Source organism: Rhizobium sp. CECT 9324 (assembly GCF_918741265.1).
Classification (GTDB): Bacteria; Pseudomonadota; Alphaproteobacteria; order Rhizobiales; family Rhizobiaceae; genus Allorhizobium.
In genome coordinates this window covers 762710-779653 of record NZ_CAKKMZ010000001.1, presented here as the reverse complement: position 1 = coordinate 779653, position 16944 = coordinate 762710, and the positions used below count along the sequence as shown (strand labels likewise).

Genomic DNA, 16944 nt, shown 5'->3' with positions numbered 1-16944 from the left:
CGAACGAGGTTCCCATGCGTTCCATCCTTACAAACCCTGGCCTTGCGGTCCCTACCCTTGCCATGCTCACCCTTGCGCTCGTCGGCAGCACCGCCTTTGCCGACCAGCCTGTCGGCGTTCAAACGCTCGCCATCACAGCCCCTGCCCGCGAAAGACCGCTCGCCGTCACCGTCTGGTATCCGGCAGCATCCGGCGGTCACCGCATGTCTGTCGGCGACAACCGCATCTTCGAGGGCACCGAGGTGCTGCGCGACGCCCTGCCTGCCACGGGCGGGTTTCCGCTCATTCTCCTGTCGCACGGTTCCGGCTCGCGCGCCCTCGGCATGGCCTGGATCGCAACGGCGCTCGCCGAGGCAGGCTTTGTCGTTGCCGGTCCCGATCATCCCGGCACGACAAGCGGCGATTCCACCCCCGAAGCGACACCGAAAATCTGGGAGCGAACGGCCGATCTCTCCGCCGTGCTCGACAGCGTCACCAGCGATCCGATATGGCGCGGCGTGGTCGATCCGGCCAAGGTGGGCGTGCTCGGCTTTTCGCTGGGCGGCACGGCGGCGATGGAAATCGCCGGTGCAACGGCAAGTCTCGACGCTTACGTCGCCTATTGCGACAGCTATCCCGCGATGATGGACTGCCGCTGGTTCAAAGGCGGGCGCGGCTTCGTCGATGACGAAGAAATCAAGGTGCCGCCGCTCGACCTGCGCAGCGTGGATCGTCAGCGCTTCGAACAGTCCAACCGCGATCCACGTTTCAAAGCGGCCGTTCTGGTCGATCCGGGCCTTGCGACCGCCTTCACGCGGGCCAGCCTCGCCGCGATCGACATTCCGCTCGCCTTCGTCAATCTCGGCAGCGCCGGCCAGATACCCGTTGCCGTGCTGTCCGATGCGCTGGCAACCAAAATTGCCGGCGCGACCTATGAACAGATCGAGAAGGCCGACCATTTCAGCTTCCTGCCACTCTGCAAGCCGGGGTCCGCTGCCATGCTGAAGCAGATCGGCGAACCGGATCCGATCTGCGACGAGAGCCCGCAGCGGTCGCGCGCCGATATCCATGCAGAAGTCGCCGATCACATCGGGCAAGCCTTTGCACGCATGCTGAAGGACGGGGCCGAGTGACGACCCGCAAGAGGCATGGCGGCCCGGGCGGTCGTCATGCGTTTCAATATCCCCGCTTAGACACTTGACGTTTTCAATCTCTGCGCCTATTTGGAAACGAACGTTTCCTATTTGATTGGCACAGCCGATGACCGCTTCTGAAACCGCCGCCCGTTCTCCCGGACGCCCGCGCGAATTCGACATGACTGTCGCGCTCGACGCGGCAATCCGGATATTTTCGGAAAAGGGCTATCACGGCACCTCGATCAGCGAATTGAAGGCGGCCATGGGCCTGACCGCCGGCAGTATCTACAAGGCGTTTCGCGACAAGCGCGATGTGTTCATCGCCGCCTATGATCGCTACAAGCAGGTCCGCGCCGATCTGCTCGACGAGGCATTGGCCTCGGCCTGCAACGGTCGCGAAAAGGTGTCGCGCGTGGTCGGGTTCTACGCCATGGCCGCCTGTGGCGAGACCGGCCGGCGCGGCTGCCTGGCGATCGGGGCCGCCGTCGAACTGACCCTGTCGGATCCGGCGATCGCCGATCGCGTCAGCCTGCATAACGAGCGGCTTGTCGTGCGGCTCGAGGGTTTCATCCGCGAAGGCCAGGCCGATGGCTCGATCCGTGCCGACCTTGCGCCTGCCCCGACGGCGCTTGCGCTGTTTTCCTATCTCCAGGGCATTCGCATCGCCGGCAAGACGGCCGCACTGGAAACCCAGACGCTCGCCTCGGCCGAAGCCGTGCTCAGACTGCTCGACTGACCGGCACGCCAAAACCTGCCGACGCCCCCATCCGACACTCCAAGTCGCCGCCCATTCACGCCCCTGCCTTTTCCTCCCAAGGACCCGTTCGATGAGCCTCAAAACATCCCCCGTTCCCCCGCTTGCGCCGACTGGCCAACCCTCTGCTCAAACCACTGATCAAACCATTGGCCAATCCACTGGCCAACCCATCGGCCTGTCTGCTGGCATGACCTTCATGATGGCCGCCGCCTGCGGTCTGATTGCCGCCAATCTCTATTACTCGCAGCCGCTCGCAGGTCCCATCGCCGCCGCCATCGGCCTGCCGGTCGAAGCCACCGGCCTGATCGTCACCCTGACCCAGATCGGCTACGGCATCGGCCTTTTGCTGCTGGTTCCGCTGGGCGATCTGGTCGAGAACCGCCGGCTGATCGTCGGCATGATCGGCCTCGTCACGCTTGCCCTGATCGCCGCCGGGTTTTCAACCACGCCCGGCCCGTTTCTCGCCGCCTCGCTGGCCATCGGACTGGGCTCGGTTGCCGTGCAGATGATCGTGCCCTTTGCCGCCAACCTGGCGCCCGACGCGGTGCGCGGACGCGTCGTCGGCAATGTCATGAGCGGGCTGATGCTCGGGATCATGATGGCGCGACCGGTCGCAAGCGTGATTGCGCACCTCTTCTCCTGGCACACCATGTTCTATCTCTCGGCGGTGGTCATGGTCGCCTTGGCCGGGCTGCTCTGGACGCGGCTGCCGCGCCGGGCACCTGCGGCGAAACTCAGCTATCTGCAACTGATCGGATCGATGGGTCGGCTGCTTGCCAGCCAGCCGGTGCTGCAGCGCCGCGCCGCCTATCAGGCCTTCCAGTTCGCGGCCTTCAGCCTGTTCTGGACGGTGACGCCGCTTTATCTCGCAGGTCCCGCCTTCGGCCTGTCTCAGGGCGGGATCGCGCTGTTTGCGCTTGCCGGTGTCGCCGGCGCCATCGCCTCGCCGATTGCCGGACGGCTTGCCGACCGGGGTCTCGTGCGTCCGGCCACCGCGTTTGGCCTGGCGAGCGTCGCCGTCGCCTTCCTGCTCACCCATATCGCAGCGGAGGGATCCAGCCTCGCGCTGGCGCTCCTGACATTCGCCGCCATCCTGCTCGATTTCGGCGTGACCATGACGCTGGTCACCGGACAGCGCTCGATCTACGAACTCGGCGCCGACCTGCGCAGCCGCCTGAACGGGCTGTTCATGGCGATCTTCTTTTCCGGCGGCGCCATCGGCTCGGCCCTCGGCGCCTGGGCCTTTGCCGCGGGTGCATGGTCGCTCGCCTCGCTGATCGGCCTTGCCTTGCCGGTTCTGGCGCTCGCCGTCTTCGTCACGGAGAAGCGCAAAGCATAAGCTCTCTAAGGGCTGAAACAGAAAAGGGCGATTACCGCCGGTCCATGACCGTGGAAATCGCCCTTGCCCCGGCCCCCGCCGTATGACTTATTCGATCAGATTGATCTGCTGGGTTTCACCGCCGGAGCAGGTATAGCAGCAGTCCGTGCAGGTTTCGCCATTGTCCGGACCCGTGCCCCAATAGGAGGCGCGGTCGCCGGAAATCCAGGCGCCGTAGCAGATCTTCTCACCCTCTTCGCAGGCCAGCGATATGCTTTTCGCCTCACCGTCATCGAGGTAATAGACTTCGCCATCGCCCGGCCAGACATGGTCGCGGTCCTGGCTGTAGAGTTCGACCTCAACCGCATTCGGATGGTCGTTCTGCATCACGAAGGTGACATCGGCGGCCAGAGCCGGCGCCGCGACCAGGGCTACGAGCGCCAGCACACCAAGCCGCAACGCGCGGCCCTTTGACAAAAGCATGTTTTGATCCCCCAACTAAAAATTCCGTCCGCAGCAATAGCATAAGGCCCGATGCCGGAAAGGGGATCGCGGCGCAGCAAGGGTGGCAATTTTTGGTACACGCCGCTCAAGATGTGCTCAACTCAGGCGCTTGTCGAAGCCAGGTTTCTTGCAGAAGCCAGGTTCTTGTAGAAGATCGTGGTGTCGCAGAAGCGGCCATCGGGAAACAGCGCATAGGCCGGTATGACGCCGGTTCTTTGCCAGCCGAGCTTCTCATAGATTCCTTCCGCCGGTTCGCCGCTCGCGGTGTCGAGCACCAGAAGCGTGCGCCCGGCCCCGACGGCACCATTTTCGGCAGCCGCCATCAGCCGACGGGCGAGACCCAGACCGCGCGCGCTTCGATGCACCAGCAGTTTCATCAGGTCGGCGCGATGCGGCTGGTTCGGCTTGCTGGCAAAGCCGATCTGCACCGTACCCCGCACTTTGCCCTCGACTTCGGCCACATAGAGCAGCACCTCACCGCGACCGACGGCGGCAGCAACGCCCTGCCAGAAGGGCACGCCGTCGGACGGCGCAAAGGGCGACATGAAGCCGAGCGATGCGCCGCCTTCGATGCAATCGGCCAGCACCTCACAAAGATCGGGCAAAACCCGGAGCGTTTCGGTTTCGTCGAGCAGGCGGATATCAGACATGGTGGTTTCCAAGGTTTTGGTCAGTTGAACATTTTGGTCAGTTGAACATGGCGTGACAGGATCAGGAGCCGAGGTTGATCACCACGGCATAACGGGCCGCAACGGTGCCGGGATTGCGGTAGCCATGCACGTCAGCGACATTCATGAACAGGCAATCGCCGGCCGACAGGTGATGCACCTCCTCCCCGACCGTCATGACGATCTCGCCGTCGAAAACCCAGACGTGCTGGGTCTGGTTGCGACGGGTCAGCCTGCCGGGGAAACGAACCTCGGCACCGGCCGGAAACTCGACCTCGATGATATCGACGGCACTGCCGCTGCCGGCACCAGTCCCCGTCGGCGACGAGACCGCGCGACGCAGATAGCCACTGTCGGGATCGCGCCAGACCGGCTGATCGGCCCGGCGCGCCAAGGGGCTGGCCTTTCTGGTCTTGGTGTCGAAAAACACCGACAGCGAAACGCCGAGCGCCGAACAAAGCCTCGCCAGCAGCGCCGCCGTCGGGCTCGCTTCGGCGCGTTCGACGCGCGAGATCATCGCCCGGCTGACGCCGGACAGGTCGGCCAACGCATCCAGCGTCAGACCACGCTCCGCCCGCAGCGCCCTGAGGCGCTCGGCCACCGTCTTTTCAAACTCATCACCACCTGATTCCATTATGTAAGAATTATAGTATCGCATCATGGAGTCAAGACCATCGTGCCATTCGCAAACGTGACCGGCATAGTGGGGAACAATACCCGCCGTCCGGGCTTAGATCTGCGTCAGACAACCATCACCCAGGAGGAACCGCGATGATTTCCGCTGACCAGATCCGCGAACACATGGACGTAATTGCCGTCGATGGTTCGCATGTCGGCACCGTCGATCACCTTGAAGGCCAGAGCCGCATCAAGCTGACCAAGAGCGGCTCATCGGACGGCAAGCACCACCTCATCCCGCTCGACTGGGTCGATCACATCGACAAGCATGTCCACCTGTCGAAGAGCATCACCGATGTGCACAACGAGTGGACGGCGCTGAACTGACGCACCGGCACCGCAAAGCGTCATCGCCAGCATCGATGTCGCGGCAGGCATGCCGCGACGCTTGCCAACCTGAGCCAGGCGTCAAAGCCCAAGGAAATCTTCCGCGATTCGCCGACACAACAAGCATAGATGATCGCAAACCGCAGACCCGAAGGACAAGCAGCGGGCCGTTGACCGCCCGCAGCAGAGGCGCGCCTGCGCCAAAAGCGGGCCGCACGCGAGCGCGTCAGCACAAGAAAGCCACCGTGTCTGGTGATTTGACTCAAATTCCCGCTATGCGCTGAAACGGCCCGCTGCTATATGCGCAAGCCATGAGCACAGATAACCGCACCCCCCTCGACCATATCCGCAACTTCTCGATCGTGGCCCATATCGACCACGGCAAGTCGACGCTGGCCGACCGTCTGATCCAGACGACCGGCGGCCTCGCCGAGCGCGACATGTCCGAGCAGGTGCTGGATTCGATGGATATCGAGCGCGAGCGCGGCATTACCATCAAGGCCCAGACGGTGCGCCTGCACTACAAGGCCAACAATGGCGAAACCTATATCCTCAACCTGATCGACACGCCCGGACACGTCGACTTCGCCTATGAAGTCTCGCGCTCGCTGTCGGCTTGCGAAGGTTCGCTGCTCGTCGTCGACGCCTCCCAAGGCGTGGAAGCCCAGACGCTCGCCAATGTCTATCAGGCGATCGACAACAATCACGAGATCGTCACCGTTCTCAACAAGGTCGACCTGCCGGCGGCCGAACCCGACCGCATCCGCGAGCAGATCGAGGAAGTCATCGGCATCGACGCATCGCAGGCCGTGCTGATCTCGGCAAAAACCGGCTTCGGCATCCCGGACGTTCTGGAAGCGATCGTGCACCAATTGCCGGCGCCGAAGAGCGAAATGGGCGAAAAAGGCCCGCTGAAGGCGCTGCTCGTCGACAGCTGGTACGACACCTATCTCGGCGTCATGGTTCTGGTGCGCGTGCTCGATGGCGTGCTGACCAAGGGCCAGACGATCCGCATGATGGGCACCGATGCCAAGTATCAGGTCGAGCGCGTCGGCGTGCTCACCCCGAAGATGCTGGCCGTCGATTCACTCGGCCCCGGCGAAATCGGCTTCTTCACCGGCTCGATCAAGGAAGTGGCCGATACCCGCGTCGGCGATACCATTACCGAAGACAAGAAGCCGACGGCCAAAGCGCTGCCGGGCTTCAAGCCGGCCCAGCCTGTGGTGTTCTGCGGCCTGTTCCCGGTCGATGCGGCCGATTTCGAAGACCTGCGCGCCGCCATGGGCAAGCTGCGCCTCAACGATGCGTCCTTCTCGTTCGAAATGGAATCGTCTGCGGCGCTGGGCTTCGGCTTCCGCTGCGGCTTCCTCGGCCTTCTGCATCTCGAAATCATCCAGGAGCGTCTCGAGCGCGAATTCAATCTCGACCTGATCGCGACCGCCCCTTCGGTCGTATACAAGCTGTTCATGACCGACGGCACCGAGCGCGAGCTGCACAATCCGGCCGACATGCCGGACGTGGTGCGCATCTCGGAAATCCACGAGCCGTGGATCAAGGCGACGATCCTGACGCCCGACGACTATCTCGGCGGCATCCTCAAGCTCTGCCAGGACCGCCGCGGCATCCAAACGGAACTCACCTATGTCGGCAAGCGCGCCATGCTCACATATGAGCTGCCGCTCAACGAAGTGGTGTTCGATTTCTATGACCGCCTGAAGTCGATCTCCAAGGGTTATGCCTCGTTCGACTATCATCTCGACGCCTATCGCGAGGGCAACCTCGTCAAGATGTCGATCATGGTCAATGGCGAGCCGGTCGATGCGCTCTCCATGCTGGTCCACCGTTCGGCTGCCGAAAAGCGCGGCCGCGACATGTGCGAAAAGCTGAAAGACCTGATCCCGCGCCACATGTTCAAGATCCCGATCCAGGCGGCGATCGGCGGCAACGTGATCGCCCGCGAAACGATCTCGGCGATGCGCAAGGACGTCACCGCCAAGTGCTACGGCGGCGACGCATCGCGCAAGCGCAAGCTGCTCGACAAGCAGAAGGCCGGCAAGAAGCGCATGCGCCAGTTCGGCAAGGTCGACATCCCGCAGGAAGCGTTCATTGCAGCCCTGAAGATGAGCGACGAGTGAGGTGTGGCGACCCGGAGCAACCTGTCCGGGTCGAAACCCAACCCTTTGTCCGTCGCACCTAGCGCAGTGCGTCCCTGTTCCTGGCACCCCAATTCTTGAGCCTCAGACCGGTCAGCCGGATGAAGCCTTCGGCGTCGTGATGGTCGTATGAGCCGGAACCTTCCTCGAATGTCACAAGGTCGGCGTTGTAGAGCGAGTATGGGGATGAGCGGGCAATGACGCTCGCGGAGCCCTTGTAGAGCCTCAGGGTCACGTCGCCGCTGACGAATGCCTGGCTTTTGTCGATCAGGGCCTGAAGCATTTCTCGTTCGGGGGAGAACCAGAAACCGTTGTAGATCATTTCGGCATAACGGGGCATCAACTCATCCTTGAGATGAGCCGCCGCGCGATCGAGTGTAATCGACTCGATCCCTCGATGGGCGGCGAGCAGGATCGTCCCGCCCGGTGTTTCGTAGACACCGCGTGATTTCATTCCGACAAACCGGTTTTCGACCAGATCCACCCGCCCGATACCATGTCTGCAACCGCGCAGGTTCAATTGCTCAAGCAGTGGCGCCGGCGACATGGCTTCGCCGTCGAGGGAAATCGCATCGCCGCGCGCGAAACTGATCTTGATGATTTCCGGCTCATCAGGCGCATCAACCGGATCAACTGTGCGCTGATGAACATAGGCGGGAGCCACAACGGCAGGATCTTCCAGCATCTTGCCTTCCGTTGATGTGTGCAGAAGATTGGCATCGGTCGAGAACGGCGCTTCTCCGTGCTTGTCTTTCGGGATCACGATCTGGTGGCGCTCGGCATAAGCAATCAGTTCGAGACGGGAGCGGATAGGCCACTGCCGCCATGGAGCGATGACCGTGATCGATGGATCAAGGGCGTTCACCGCCAGTTCGAACCGAACTTGATCGTTGCCCTTGCCCGTCGCCCCATGTGAAATGGCATCAGCTCCAACTTCCTGTGCGATCTTGACAAGATGCCGGGCGATCAGAGGTCTCGCGATCGAGCTTCCCAGCATATATTGCCCCTCATACAGCGCATTGGCACGCAGCATGGGGAAGACGAAGTCCCGGGCAAACTCTTCCCGCAAGTCGATGATCCGGATGTCATTGACGCCGAGCATTTCCGCATTCCTGCGCGCCGGTTCCAGTTCCTCGCCTTGGCCGAGATCGGCGGTAAAAGTAACGACCTCGCACCCATATGCCTCCTGCAGCCATTTCAGGATCACGGACGTATCCAGTCCGCCGGAATAAGAGAGTACGATTTTCTTGAGTTTTTTGGTCATGGAAATGCCTCCGAATTTGCATGTGTACGGTAGGTCAAATCGCGGCAGCAGAAATTGCAAAAATTGTAGAAGTTAAACCTTTTCTAGCATAATCTGCCAATTATGACTGAATCGGGAGCGTTATGTGCCATTTATATTGGACCGCATAGATCGACGCATTTTAAGCGTCCTGCAGCGCGATGGACGCATCTCGAATGTGGACCTCGCAAAGGAGGTCGGTCTTTCGCCGTCGCCCTGCCTGCGTCGGGTCCGTCTGCTGGAGGAGGCCGGCGTGATCGATCGATACATCGCGGTGGTTAACCCGGCAAAAGTAGGGGCCAGCCTCACGGTGTTTGTCCGGGTCTGGTTCACGACCCAAGATGCTCAAGTCACCCTGCAGTTCGGGGAGGCCATCCGGCGGTTCCCCGAGGTAACCGAGTGTTATCTGACCACGGGCGAATGTGATGCGATCCTCCGGGTGGTCACCGCCGACCTACACAGTTACTGGCGCTTCCAGGCCGATCACCTCACGCGGATTCCAAGCGTCTTGAGCGTCAAGACAGATGTCCCGATGGAGACATTGAAACGGAGCTTCGAGGTCCCGATCACCTGAAACCGACTGGATCAGGCTGGTCCGCCGCCTTCGGCGCCCGCTTCCGGTTCGGCCATTCTTGCGCTATGATCCGGCATTCACCGGAGATCCGTGCATGTCGACGCAGGCCCGCAAACCCACCAAACTGCCCCTGGACGAGACGCTTGTCGCGGAAGCCCATGAACTTGGGCTCGATGTGGCGGATGCCGCCGAGGCTGGCATCGCGCATGCTGTGAGGGCCGAAAAGGAGCGCCGCTGGAAAATCGAGAACGCGGACGCAATTCAGGCCGATAACGACTATGTCGCCAAACATGGTTTGCCGCTGGCAAAGTACCGGCACGGCTGACGTGCCACCTCATCCGCCTTCGGACAGCAGTCGTGCCCAGTCCTGTCGATGGCCGACGACGCGCAGGACCAATACGCCAGCTTCATCCATCGTATAGAGGATCAGATGTCCGCCATGCGGATGCATCCTGAGCGGCGGCGTGAATTGCCGCTGCTGGCGGGCCAGCAGCGGGTGTTCGTCTATCAATGCGAACGTGGCTCTCAGATCCGCGTAGTAGCGCTCCGCCTGTGCCTCTCCGAACGCCCTCACTCCATAGACATAGATCGAAATCAGATCTTCTTCGGCTTCGACGCTGAGCCGCAGGCTCATGCCTTCGCCCGCCGCCTTGCATCGATCAGGATCTCGTCCAGGGTCCGGGTTCCGACGCCGCTTTCGATGCCCGTGTCGATCAGGCGCTGCAGGTCCGCAATCCCCTGCTGGCGCTCCTGGTCCCGGCGGATCAGGTCGCGCATGTAATCGCTGGCATTGCCATAGCGACCGCTTTCGGCCTGCTGTTCGACCCAGGTCTTCATCTGCTCGGGCAGCGAGATATTCATCGTGGCCATACGCGCCTCCATTGGCAAAGCTTGCCAAATTTCAGCCAAACCTGCAAGCCTCCCCCGGCTTGCAGCCCCTCAAAATCCTCGTTATTTAGTTGTGCAGGCAATTCGAATAAACCGCGACGCGATCGCTTCCAAGGGGGAATAGCCAATGCACAAGTTCAAGATCGTCAAGACCGAGAAGGGCGAATACCGCGTCCAGTTCGTCTACAATGCCGAAGTGATGGTGTGGTCGGAGAACTATGCCTCGAAGGCCAGCGCGAAGAATTGCGTCGAGTCGATCAAGAAAAATGCCCCCACGGCGGCGATCGTCGACCTGACCCAGCAGGAAACCGGCAGCGGCTATCGCTTCGAGATCGACGAGGCGAAAAACGGCGAGACTTTCGTCCGCTTTCGGGCCGCCAATGGCGAGATCATGGTGCGCTCGGAAACCTACAAGGCGAAGGCGAGCGCCAAGAACTGTGCCACTTCGGTGCAGAAGAATGCGCCCGAGGCCGAGGTGGTCGAGGAAGGCTAGCGGCCCATTCGCCCCGTAGCCTCGCCGGCCGCCATCTCCAGCAACCAGTCCTGGAACAGCCGCATGCCGGCGGTGGGTGGGCGCGATTTCAACCGCGTCAGCCAGTAGCTGCCCATGCCGGTCTCGATGGCAAACGGCTGCACAAGCTGGCCCGACGTCAAAAGCCGCTGAAACATCAGCGGCGGCGCCAGCGCCACGCCGGCGCCCTGCTGGCATGCCTCGATCATCGCCAGCGAGGTGTCGAAAACCATGCCCTTCAGCGGGACGGAGGCATCCACCCCTGATGCAGCAAACCACGACGCCCATTCCGACGCGCGGTAGGAGCGCAGCAGCGTCTCGCCGAGCAGGTCGTCTGGGGCGTTCAGCCGGGCAGCAATCTGCGGCAGGCAGAGCGGCGACAATGGCGCCTCGAACAATTCCAGCGCCTCCGTGCTGTGCCAGGCGCCATTGCCGAAGCGGATGGTGAAATCCAGGCCTTCGGCCGCCATGTCGACGCGGTTGTTATTGGTCGACAGCCTGAGTTCGACAAAGGGAAACCGCCTTGCGAAATCGCCAAGCCGCGGCAGCAGCCAGCCGACGGCAAAGGTGCCGACAGCGCCGACCTTGACCACTTCGCTCAGATGACCGTGCTCGAAGCGGTCGAGCGTTCCGGCGATCCGGTCGAAACTCTCGCGCAGCACCGGCAACAGCGCCTCGCCCTCTTCGGTGATCATCAGGCCGCGCGGCAGGCGCTTGAACAGCGCCACACACAGCCGGTCCTCCAACTGCTTGACCTGCTGGCTGACGGCTGCCTGGGTGACGCAGAGCTCGATCGCGGCGCGGGTAAACGACAGATGCCGGGCCGAGGCCTCGAAGGCCCGCAGCGCATTGAGCGGAAGATAGGGTCGAACCATGGATGCCCCAGTTTTTCTAAGGTGAGATGCCAGATAAGGTCGTTTGCGGTGCAATTGCGATAAATTTAGCGATGGGGGCGAGCCAATCGTCAAGCCGGACTGCCAACGCGCACCCGGGCCGACGAAACCGAAAACACATCCGCCACGTGCCCAAGGAGCCGTCATGTCCGCCTCGCCCGACCTTCCCATGTCATTTCCTCCGTCCCTCCCGCTGTCCCGTCGCCACTTCACCCGGCTTGCCGGCGCACTGGTCGCCGCCGCGTTCGCCGCTCCCCGCCTGTCGTTTGCCGCTGGCAATGGCGACAGCCAGTTCGCCCAAGCGCTCGAAGCGATCGAGGCACGCATCCAGGCGCGGCTCGGCGCCTTCGTGCTCGACACCGAAACGGGGGCCACGCTCGGCTACCGCGCCGACGAGCGCTTTCCGATGTGCAGCACCTTCAAGGCGATCGCCGCTGCTGCCGTGCTTTCACGCGTCGATGCCGGCAAGGAGGACCTGTCACGCCGGCTGCACTGGAAGAAGGCCGACCTGATCGCCCATTCGCCGGTGACCGAAAAACACGTCAAGGCTGGTCTGACGCTGGCCGAACTCTGCCATGCCGCGACCACCGTTAGCGACAATACGGCCGCAAACCTGCTGCTGGAGGCTGTCGGCGGCCCGGCCGGTTTTACCGCCTTCGTCCGCTCCGTGGGCGATCCCGTCACCCGCATCGACCGGATGGAGCCGGCGCTCAACAGTGCAAAGCCCGGCGACCCGCGCGACACGACAAGCCCGGCGGCTATGGCAGCCCTTCTGAAAACCCTGGTGCTCGACGATGCGCTCAGCCCCACGTCGCGCGATCAGCTCGCGCAATGGATGGTGGCCAACACCACCGGCGGTTCGAAACTGCGCGCCGGCCTGCCGCGCGGCTTCACCGTCGGCGACCGCACCGGGGCCGGGTCCAATGGCACGAACAATGTGGTTGCGGTCATCTGGCCACCGCAGCGCAAGCCGCTGGTGGCGACCGTGTTCATCACCGAAACCCGGACACCGCGGCCGGAAACGGATCCGGCCATGGCCGAAATCGGCCGGCTGTTCAACCGCATCCTCGAAATCTGACCACACGGCCGCAGCCGTCTCCCTCCGAAGACGGCTGCGGCGTGCTTTTTGCAAACACTCTCGCGCCCTGGCCGTTCAGCCGGACTTGGTCAGCAATTGATAGAGTGCGACCGGATTGGTCGAGAGGTAGCGCACCAGCAGACGGCGCGGCTCGCGAAACAGGCGATAGAGCCATTCGAGACCGGTCTTCTGCATCCATTCCGGTGCGCGTGGAAGCCTGCCGGCGAGAAAGTCGAACAGGCCGCCGGAGGTTTTGATGACGCCGACACCGCGCAGCCTTTCGAGGTTGCGGTCGACAAACTGCTGTTCATGCGGCACGCCCATGCCGATCCACAGAATGTCCGGCTTCAACCGGGCAATCTCGGCGACCACCGCCTCTTCCCGGTCGGCGATATAGCCGTGCGATGATCCGGCAAAGACGAGGTTCGGATATTGTGCGCGCATCTGCGCCACGGCGCGCTGGTTGACCTCCTCGGTGGCGCCGAGGAAATAGAAACTGACGCCCGCCTGTTCGGCAAGGGATGCCACCGCATGAACGAGATCGGTGGTCGCCACCCGTTCGGGCAGCGGCGTGCGGCACAGGACGCGCGACAAAAGCACCATCGGCATGCCGTCGGCATGGATCTGCGCCGCCGTCAGCAGACTGTTTCTGAACCCTTCGTCCTGGGATGCCAGCGCGATGACCTGGCCATTGGCCGAGGTCGAATAGAATGGCAGCCCGTCCCTGTTGCGCGCCTCAAGCGCCATGCGAATGAACGCATGGGCGGATGTCTGCATGTCGATCAAGGCAATGGGGAGACCGCCGAGCCGGACGGTGTTTGCACCATCGTCCGTCGGGCGATCTGTCAGGTCTGCATTGTGCATACGAAAGGGACGTCCAGTTGGTCGTTTGGTCCTGCAAGTTACTACCGCAACGTTAACGGTTCGCTACGAACTGACCACCAACGGACAGGCCGGGACCTATCTGCCGCGGCCGCATGTCACGCCTGCCCGCCATCCTCGACCACCGCGACGATCTCCGACCACAGTCTTTGCAGTTCGGTGCCTGCCTCGATCCGGGGAGCGGCTGCGTGACAGGCTTCCAGCACAGCGTCCGCCATGGTTGCCGCATCGGCATCGGTCGCGACAAGTTGGATCGCCTTATGCTCGATCAGCCGGCGAAACAGGCCGTGATGGGCAAGCGCGTCGCCCCGCCGCGGCGCGTTGACGACCACCGGCTTGCCGGAAAGGCCGGCCGCCAGCACACTGCCGCGACGCGCGGTCAATCCCTCGGGAAACAGATAGCAGAACACGTCGACCTGCTCGAAGATCGCAAAGAGTTCGGCATTGGTCGCGACATAGCCGGTGACCGTGACACGGTCACGGATGCCAAGGCTGCGCGCAAGTTCGAAAAAATCGCGCTCGATATTGTCCATGCCCTTGATGAAGGAGCCGACAAAGACAATGCCGACATCATGACCACGCGCCAGCAGGGCTGCGGCGATGGCGAGCACTTCGGTCGACTGTTTTTTCGGATAGATCGAGCCGAACTGGCCGATGATCAGGCGGCCGGCCTGCTTCTGCTGTTCCAGCGCCTGCGATCGCGATCCGGGCTGCAATGTCGCCGGCGGCACGAGATTGGGTGGCACGGGCACGATGGCGCGACGCTTCGTCGTGACGTTAGACACCGGGCTTGCGGCGAACTCGTCCGCGATTTCCGGCGCCGAGAAACAGACGCTACTGGCCAGCAGCATGACTGGCATCAGCACCAGGCGGCGCTTCCAGTCGAGAGCCTGCCATTCATGCAGCACCACGACACGTTTGCGGCGCATGAGCCAGGCGACCAGCGCCGCAAACGTCGGCTCGACAAGCTTCTTCTTCCAGCCGACGACCGGAAAGTTGAAAATGACCGCATCCACGCCGGACAGCGCCTTCACCAGGCCGAAAAGGTCGAAGCCGAGTTCGTGCCTCTCGGCGCGGGGACCCAGTCGATCGGCCAGGAGCCTGGCAAAACTCTCGACGCCACAGGTCTCGGTCGCGCTGGAGACAAAAACGAGATAGGTCTTTTCTGTCATATCGGTCTGTCCAATGTCCTCGGTGGACAGTTCGGCGCCGCGCAAAGACGTGACGGCCCGCATCGGTGATGCAAAATCGGCCTTTAATCTAAAAATTCCGTGAAGCCGGGAGCCGTCGGTTTCATTGCTTGTCGTGGCACCAGCCGCGCGCCGCGCGCTCACAACGGATTTGGCATGAGCCGTTAAGCTATTCTAGGGGAATGCCGCCTAGATTTGGCAGCCAATTGCGCCATGAAGGACAAAGACATGACGGCATCTATTTCGCTGGTCACGCCGAGCTATAGCGGTGATTTCGACTGCTGCAAGCTGCTTTGCCTGTCGGTCGATCGCCATGTCACCGGCCATGACATGCACTATATCGTCGTCGGGGATGAGGATGCGGCACTGTTTGCGCCGCTGAACGGACCCAGGCGCCGGGTGGTTTCGTCCTCGAGCCTGCTGCCGACATTCTGGGCCCTGCCGAAATGGCGCGGCCGGCGCTACTGGTGGTCGCCCGCCATCCATCTGCCGGTTTATGGCTGGCATCTGCAGCAATTGCGCAAGATCGCCATGACGCTCGCCCAGTCGAGCGAACGGGTGATGTGCGTCGATTCCGACAATGTCTTCTGCCGTCCGCTCGATCTGTCGGAGATAGCCGCCGCGCCAAGGCTGCCACATTATGTCGAGCCCAGCCAGATCAACCCGTCGCGTCCCAACCATGTCCGCTGGTGGCAGAACGCCCATCGCGCGCTCGGCCTGCCGGATCCGGTCCTGCCCGGCGACGACTTCATCGGCCCGATGACGCTCTGGGAGCGCGAGACCGTCAAGGTGATGACGGCGCGGATCGAAAAAACGTCCGGCCTGCCCTGGTGGCAGGCGCTCGCACGCCAACGGCATTTCTCCGAATACCTCGTCTATGGCGCAGCGGTCGCCGGCGATCCGACGCTTGCCGCCCGGCATGAGCGGGTGTCGGAAAGCCGGTGCGTCACCTATTGGGTCGGTCCGCCGCTTGATCGCGCCGGCCTTCAGGCGCTCGTCGACAGCCTCCTGCCGCACCAATGCGCCATCACCATTCAGTCGCACACGCAGACACCGATCGAGATCATTCGTGAGGTCGCCATCGGCAAGGCCTGAGGTCGGGTTTGTCTGTCAGCCCTTGTAGGGCTTGGGCAGGAAGCCGAGGCTTGCGACCGTGCGGCCCAGCGAGACCAGCAAAGGATGGCTTGCCGGCAGCAGTCGGCGGGTTTGCCCGAACAGAACCAGCGACCGGCCAAGCCCGAGCACAAGGCTCACCGCATTCTTGGCCACCGGCTTCAGCGCCGAGCCGCTATGGATACGGTCGATGACATAGTTGATGCTGCCGGTGCGGATCGAGCGTTTCATCAGGAAGCGCGCCGTGACCCGCTCCTCGGCGACGAATTCGTGGATCATCGCCTCGGCGCACCACCAGGTCCTGAAGCCCGCCCTGCGGCAACGGGTGAAAAATTCCATGTCGCCGCCACCGAGAAAATTGAAGCGCACGTCGAACAGCGGCGATGCGAGACCCTCGAAGACACGCCTGCGGATCAGGCAATTGCCCGAGCCATGGATCTGGTCGATCTCGCGGCTTTGCCCTTCGATCGAGCCGAACAGCGGATGCTGCATGACGGCCGTGGTCGCCGGCACCTCGAATTCCCGGTCGACCGGGCCGCCGACGATATCGGCATTCTCGCGCCTGGCCGTCCCGACGATCGCCGCCAGCCAGCCGGGCATGGCCATTTCGTCATCGTCTATCATCAGCAGGAACTCGGCCTTGGGAAAGGCCTGCATCGCCTCGGCAAAGGCCCGGTTGATCGCGTGGCAATTGCCCTGATTGCCCTCGGTGAAGACCGCATAAGGCAGGCCAGCCGGGCCGAGCAGGTCTCCGGCGCAGGCCGCACCAACCGGATTGGCGGCATCATTGTCGACGACAACGATCGCGAAGGGGAAATCGGTTTTCTGCGCAATGACGGATGACAGCGTGCGCGCCAGCCAGGCCGGCCGACGAAAGGTCGGGATGCACACGACCGCCTGGATCGAACCCGCATCCTGCATTGGCATTTCAGAAGCTTTTGTCACCGGCGACTGCAATCTGGCTGATGTCAGCCTCTCTGATCCTGCGGCGAAACCTACAAACTGCAGGTAAG

At 62.6% G+C, this 16944-nt stretch carries 20 protein-coding genes and 1 pseudogene; 11 read left to right on the top strand and 10 right to left on the bottom strand.

Going from position 1 to position 16944, the window contains the following annotated elements:
• Nucleotides 1-14 precede the first annotated feature (14 nt).
• The 3 genes from LQ231_RS03655 to LQ231_RS03645 all read left to right on the top strand — a co-directional run bounded on the left by LQ231_RS03655 (nucleotide 15) and on the right by LQ231_RS03645 (nucleotide 3211).
• Nucleotides 15-1112 (top strand): alpha/beta fold hydrolase, encoded by a 1098-nt coding sequence (locus tag LQ231_RS03655; RefSeq protein ID WP_230170321.1) that lies wholly within the window; start codon nucleotides 15-17, stop codon nucleotides 1110-1112.
• Nucleotides 1113-1239: 127 nt separating this feature from the next.
• Nucleotides 1240-1851, top strand: coding sequence for a TetR/AcrR family transcriptional regulator (locus LQ231_RS03650; RefSeq protein WP_230170320.1), 612 nt, complete (start codon nucleotides 1240-1242; stop codon nucleotides 1849-1851).
• Nucleotides 1852-2059: 208 nt separating this feature from the next.
• Nucleotides 2060-3211 carry an MFS transporter gene (locus tag LQ231_RS03645; protein WP_230173237.1) on the top strand — a complete coding sequence of 384 codons (1152 nt, stop codon included), beginning with the start codon at nucleotides 2060-2062 and terminating at the stop codon, nucleotides 3209-3211.
• 87 nt (nucleotides 3212-3298) lie between these two features.
• Here LQ231_RS03645 and LQ231_RS03640 read toward each other — a convergent pair whose 3' ends face one another.
• The 3 genes from LQ231_RS03640 to LQ231_RS03630 form a co-directional block, all read right to left on the bottom strand.
• A complete protein-coding gene (locus LQ231_RS03640) occupies nucleotides 3299-3673 on the bottom strand; it encodes a hypothetical protein (protein ID WP_230170319.1) in 375 nt (124 codons plus the stop codon).
• A 122-nt stretch (nucleotides 3674-3795) separates the two neighbouring features.
• The gene (locus tag LQ231_RS03635) at nucleotides 3796-4344 is read right to left on the bottom strand and encodes a GNAT family N-acetyltransferase (RefSeq protein ID WP_230170318.1); all 549 of its coding nucleotides are present in this window, start codon (nucleotides 4342-4344) and stop codon (nucleotides 3796-3798) included.
• A gap of 61 nt (nucleotides 4345-4405) precedes the next feature.
• Nucleotides 4406-4996: an XRE family transcriptional regulator gene (locus tag LQ231_RS03630; protein ID WP_230170317.1), complete on the bottom strand. Its 591-nt coding sequence runs from the start codon at nucleotides 4994-4996 to the stop codon at nucleotides 4406-4408.
• A 137-nt stretch (nucleotides 4997-5133) separates the two neighbouring features.
• On the opposite strand from LQ231_RS03630, the gene LQ231_RS03625 reads away from it, so the two are divergent.
• The gene (locus tag LQ231_RS03625; protein ID WP_230170316.1) at nucleotides 5134-5367 is read left to right on the top strand and encodes a DUF2171 domain-containing protein; all 234 of its coding nucleotides are present in this window, start codon (nucleotides 5134-5136) and stop codon (nucleotides 5365-5367) included.
• A 311-nt stretch (nucleotides 5368-5678) separates the two neighbouring features.
• On the top strand, nucleotides 5679-7502 hold the full coding sequence (lepA, locus tag LQ231_RS03620; RefSeq protein WP_113139625.1) for a translation elongation factor 4: 1824 nt from the start codon (nucleotides 5679-5681) through the stop codon (nucleotides 7500-7502).
• 58 nt (nucleotides 7503-7560) lie between these two features.
• Here lepA and LQ231_RS03615 read toward each other — a convergent pair whose 3' ends face one another.
• Nucleotides 7561-8784 carry an argininosuccinate synthase gene (locus LQ231_RS03615; protein ID WP_230170315.1) on the bottom strand — a complete coding sequence of 408 codons (1224 nt, stop codon included), beginning with the start codon at nucleotides 8782-8784 and terminating at the stop codon, nucleotides 7561-7563.
• A gap of 124 nt (nucleotides 8785-8908) precedes the next feature.
• Between LQ231_RS03615 and LQ231_RS03610 the strand changes: the two genes are divergently transcribed.
• On the top strand, nucleotides 8909-9376 hold the full coding sequence (locus LQ231_RS03610; RefSeq protein WP_230170314.1) for an Lrp/AsnC family transcriptional regulator: 468 nt from the start codon (nucleotides 8909-8911) through the stop codon (nucleotides 9374-9376).
• Between the two features lie 94 nt (nucleotides 9377-9470).
• Nucleotides 9471-9701, top strand: a complete 231-nt coding sequence (locus LQ231_RS03605) for a type II toxin-antitoxin system CcdA family antitoxin (protein ID WP_230170313.1) — start codon at nucleotides 9471-9473, stop codon at nucleotides 9699-9701.
• A gap of 9 nt (nucleotides 9702-9710) precedes the next feature.
• Here LQ231_RS03605 and LQ231_RS03600 read toward each other — a convergent pair whose 3' ends face one another.
• Nucleotides 9711-10010, bottom strand: coding sequence for a type II toxin-antitoxin system RelE/ParE family toxin (locus tag LQ231_RS03600; RefSeq protein WP_230170312.1), 300 nt, complete (start codon nucleotides 10008-10010; stop codon nucleotides 9711-9713).
• Nucleotides 10007-10246 carry a type II toxin-antitoxin system ParD family antitoxin gene (locus tag LQ231_RS03595; protein ID WP_230170311.1) on the bottom strand — a complete coding sequence of 80 codons (240 nt, stop codon included), beginning with the start codon at nucleotides 10244-10246 and terminating at the stop codon, nucleotides 10007-10009. Before LQ231_RS03595 ends, LQ231_RS03600 begins: the two co-directional genes overlap by 4 nt.
• Nucleotides 10247-10391: 145 nt before the next feature.
• Here LQ231_RS03595 and LQ231_RS03590 point away from each other — a divergent pair.
• Nucleotides 10392-10562, top strand: a pseudogene (locus tag LQ231_RS03590) (DUF1508 domain-containing protein); the annotation flags it as partial.
• Nucleotides 10557-10757 (top strand): DUF1508 domain-containing protein, encoded by a 201-nt coding sequence (locus LQ231_RS03585; protein ID WP_230173236.1) that lies wholly within the window; start codon nucleotides 10557-10559, stop codon nucleotides 10755-10757. The pseudogene LQ231_RS03590 and the gene LQ231_RS03585, both read left to right, overlap by 6 nt.
• Here the strand turns inward: LQ231_RS03585 and LQ231_RS03580 are convergent.
• Nucleotides 10754-11650 carry a LysR family transcriptional regulator gene (locus tag LQ231_RS03580; protein WP_230170310.1) on the bottom strand — a complete coding sequence of 299 codons (897 nt, stop codon included), beginning with the start codon at nucleotides 11648-11650 and terminating at the stop codon, nucleotides 10754-10756. The genes LQ231_RS03585 and LQ231_RS03580 overlap by 4 nt on opposite strands.
• Nucleotides 11651-11813: 163 nt before the next feature.
• On the opposite strand from LQ231_RS03580, the gene bla reads away from it, so the two are divergent.
• Entirely contained in the window at nucleotides 11814-12746 is a 933-nt protein-coding gene (gene bla / locus LQ231_RS03575; protein ID WP_230170309.1) for a class A beta-lactamase, read from the top strand.
• Between the two features lie 75 nt (nucleotides 12747-12821).
• On the opposite strand, the gene LQ231_RS03570 is transcribed toward bla, so the two are convergent.
• Together LQ231_RS03570 and LQ231_RS03565 are read right to left on the bottom strand one after the other, a co-directional pair.
• Nucleotides 12822-13610 (bottom strand): WecB/TagA/CpsF family glycosyltransferase, encoded by a 789-nt coding sequence (locus LQ231_RS03570; protein ID WP_230170308.1) that lies wholly within the window; start codon nucleotides 13608-13610, stop codon nucleotides 12822-12824.
• Between the two features lie 116 nt (nucleotides 13611-13726).
• A complete protein-coding gene (locus tag LQ231_RS03565; RefSeq protein ID WP_230170307.1) occupies nucleotides 13727-14800 on the bottom strand; it encodes a glycosyltransferase in 1074 nt (357 codons plus the stop codon).
• A 246-nt stretch (nucleotides 14801-15046) separates the two neighbouring features.
• Here LQ231_RS03565 and LQ231_RS03560 point away from each other — a divergent pair, with 246 nt between their 5' ends.
• Entirely contained in the window at nucleotides 15047-15913 is an 867-nt protein-coding gene (locus LQ231_RS03560) for a DUF6492 family protein (protein WP_230170306.1), read from the top strand.
• A gap of 15 nt (nucleotides 15914-15928) precedes the next feature.
• Here LQ231_RS03560 and LQ231_RS03555 read toward each other — a convergent pair whose 3' ends face one another.
• Nucleotides 15929-16852, bottom strand: coding sequence for a glycosyltransferase family 2 protein (locus LQ231_RS03555; RefSeq protein ID WP_230173235.1), 924 nt, complete (start codon nucleotides 16850-16852; stop codon nucleotides 15929-15931).
• Between the last annotated feature and the right edge of the window lie 92 nt (nucleotides 16853-16944).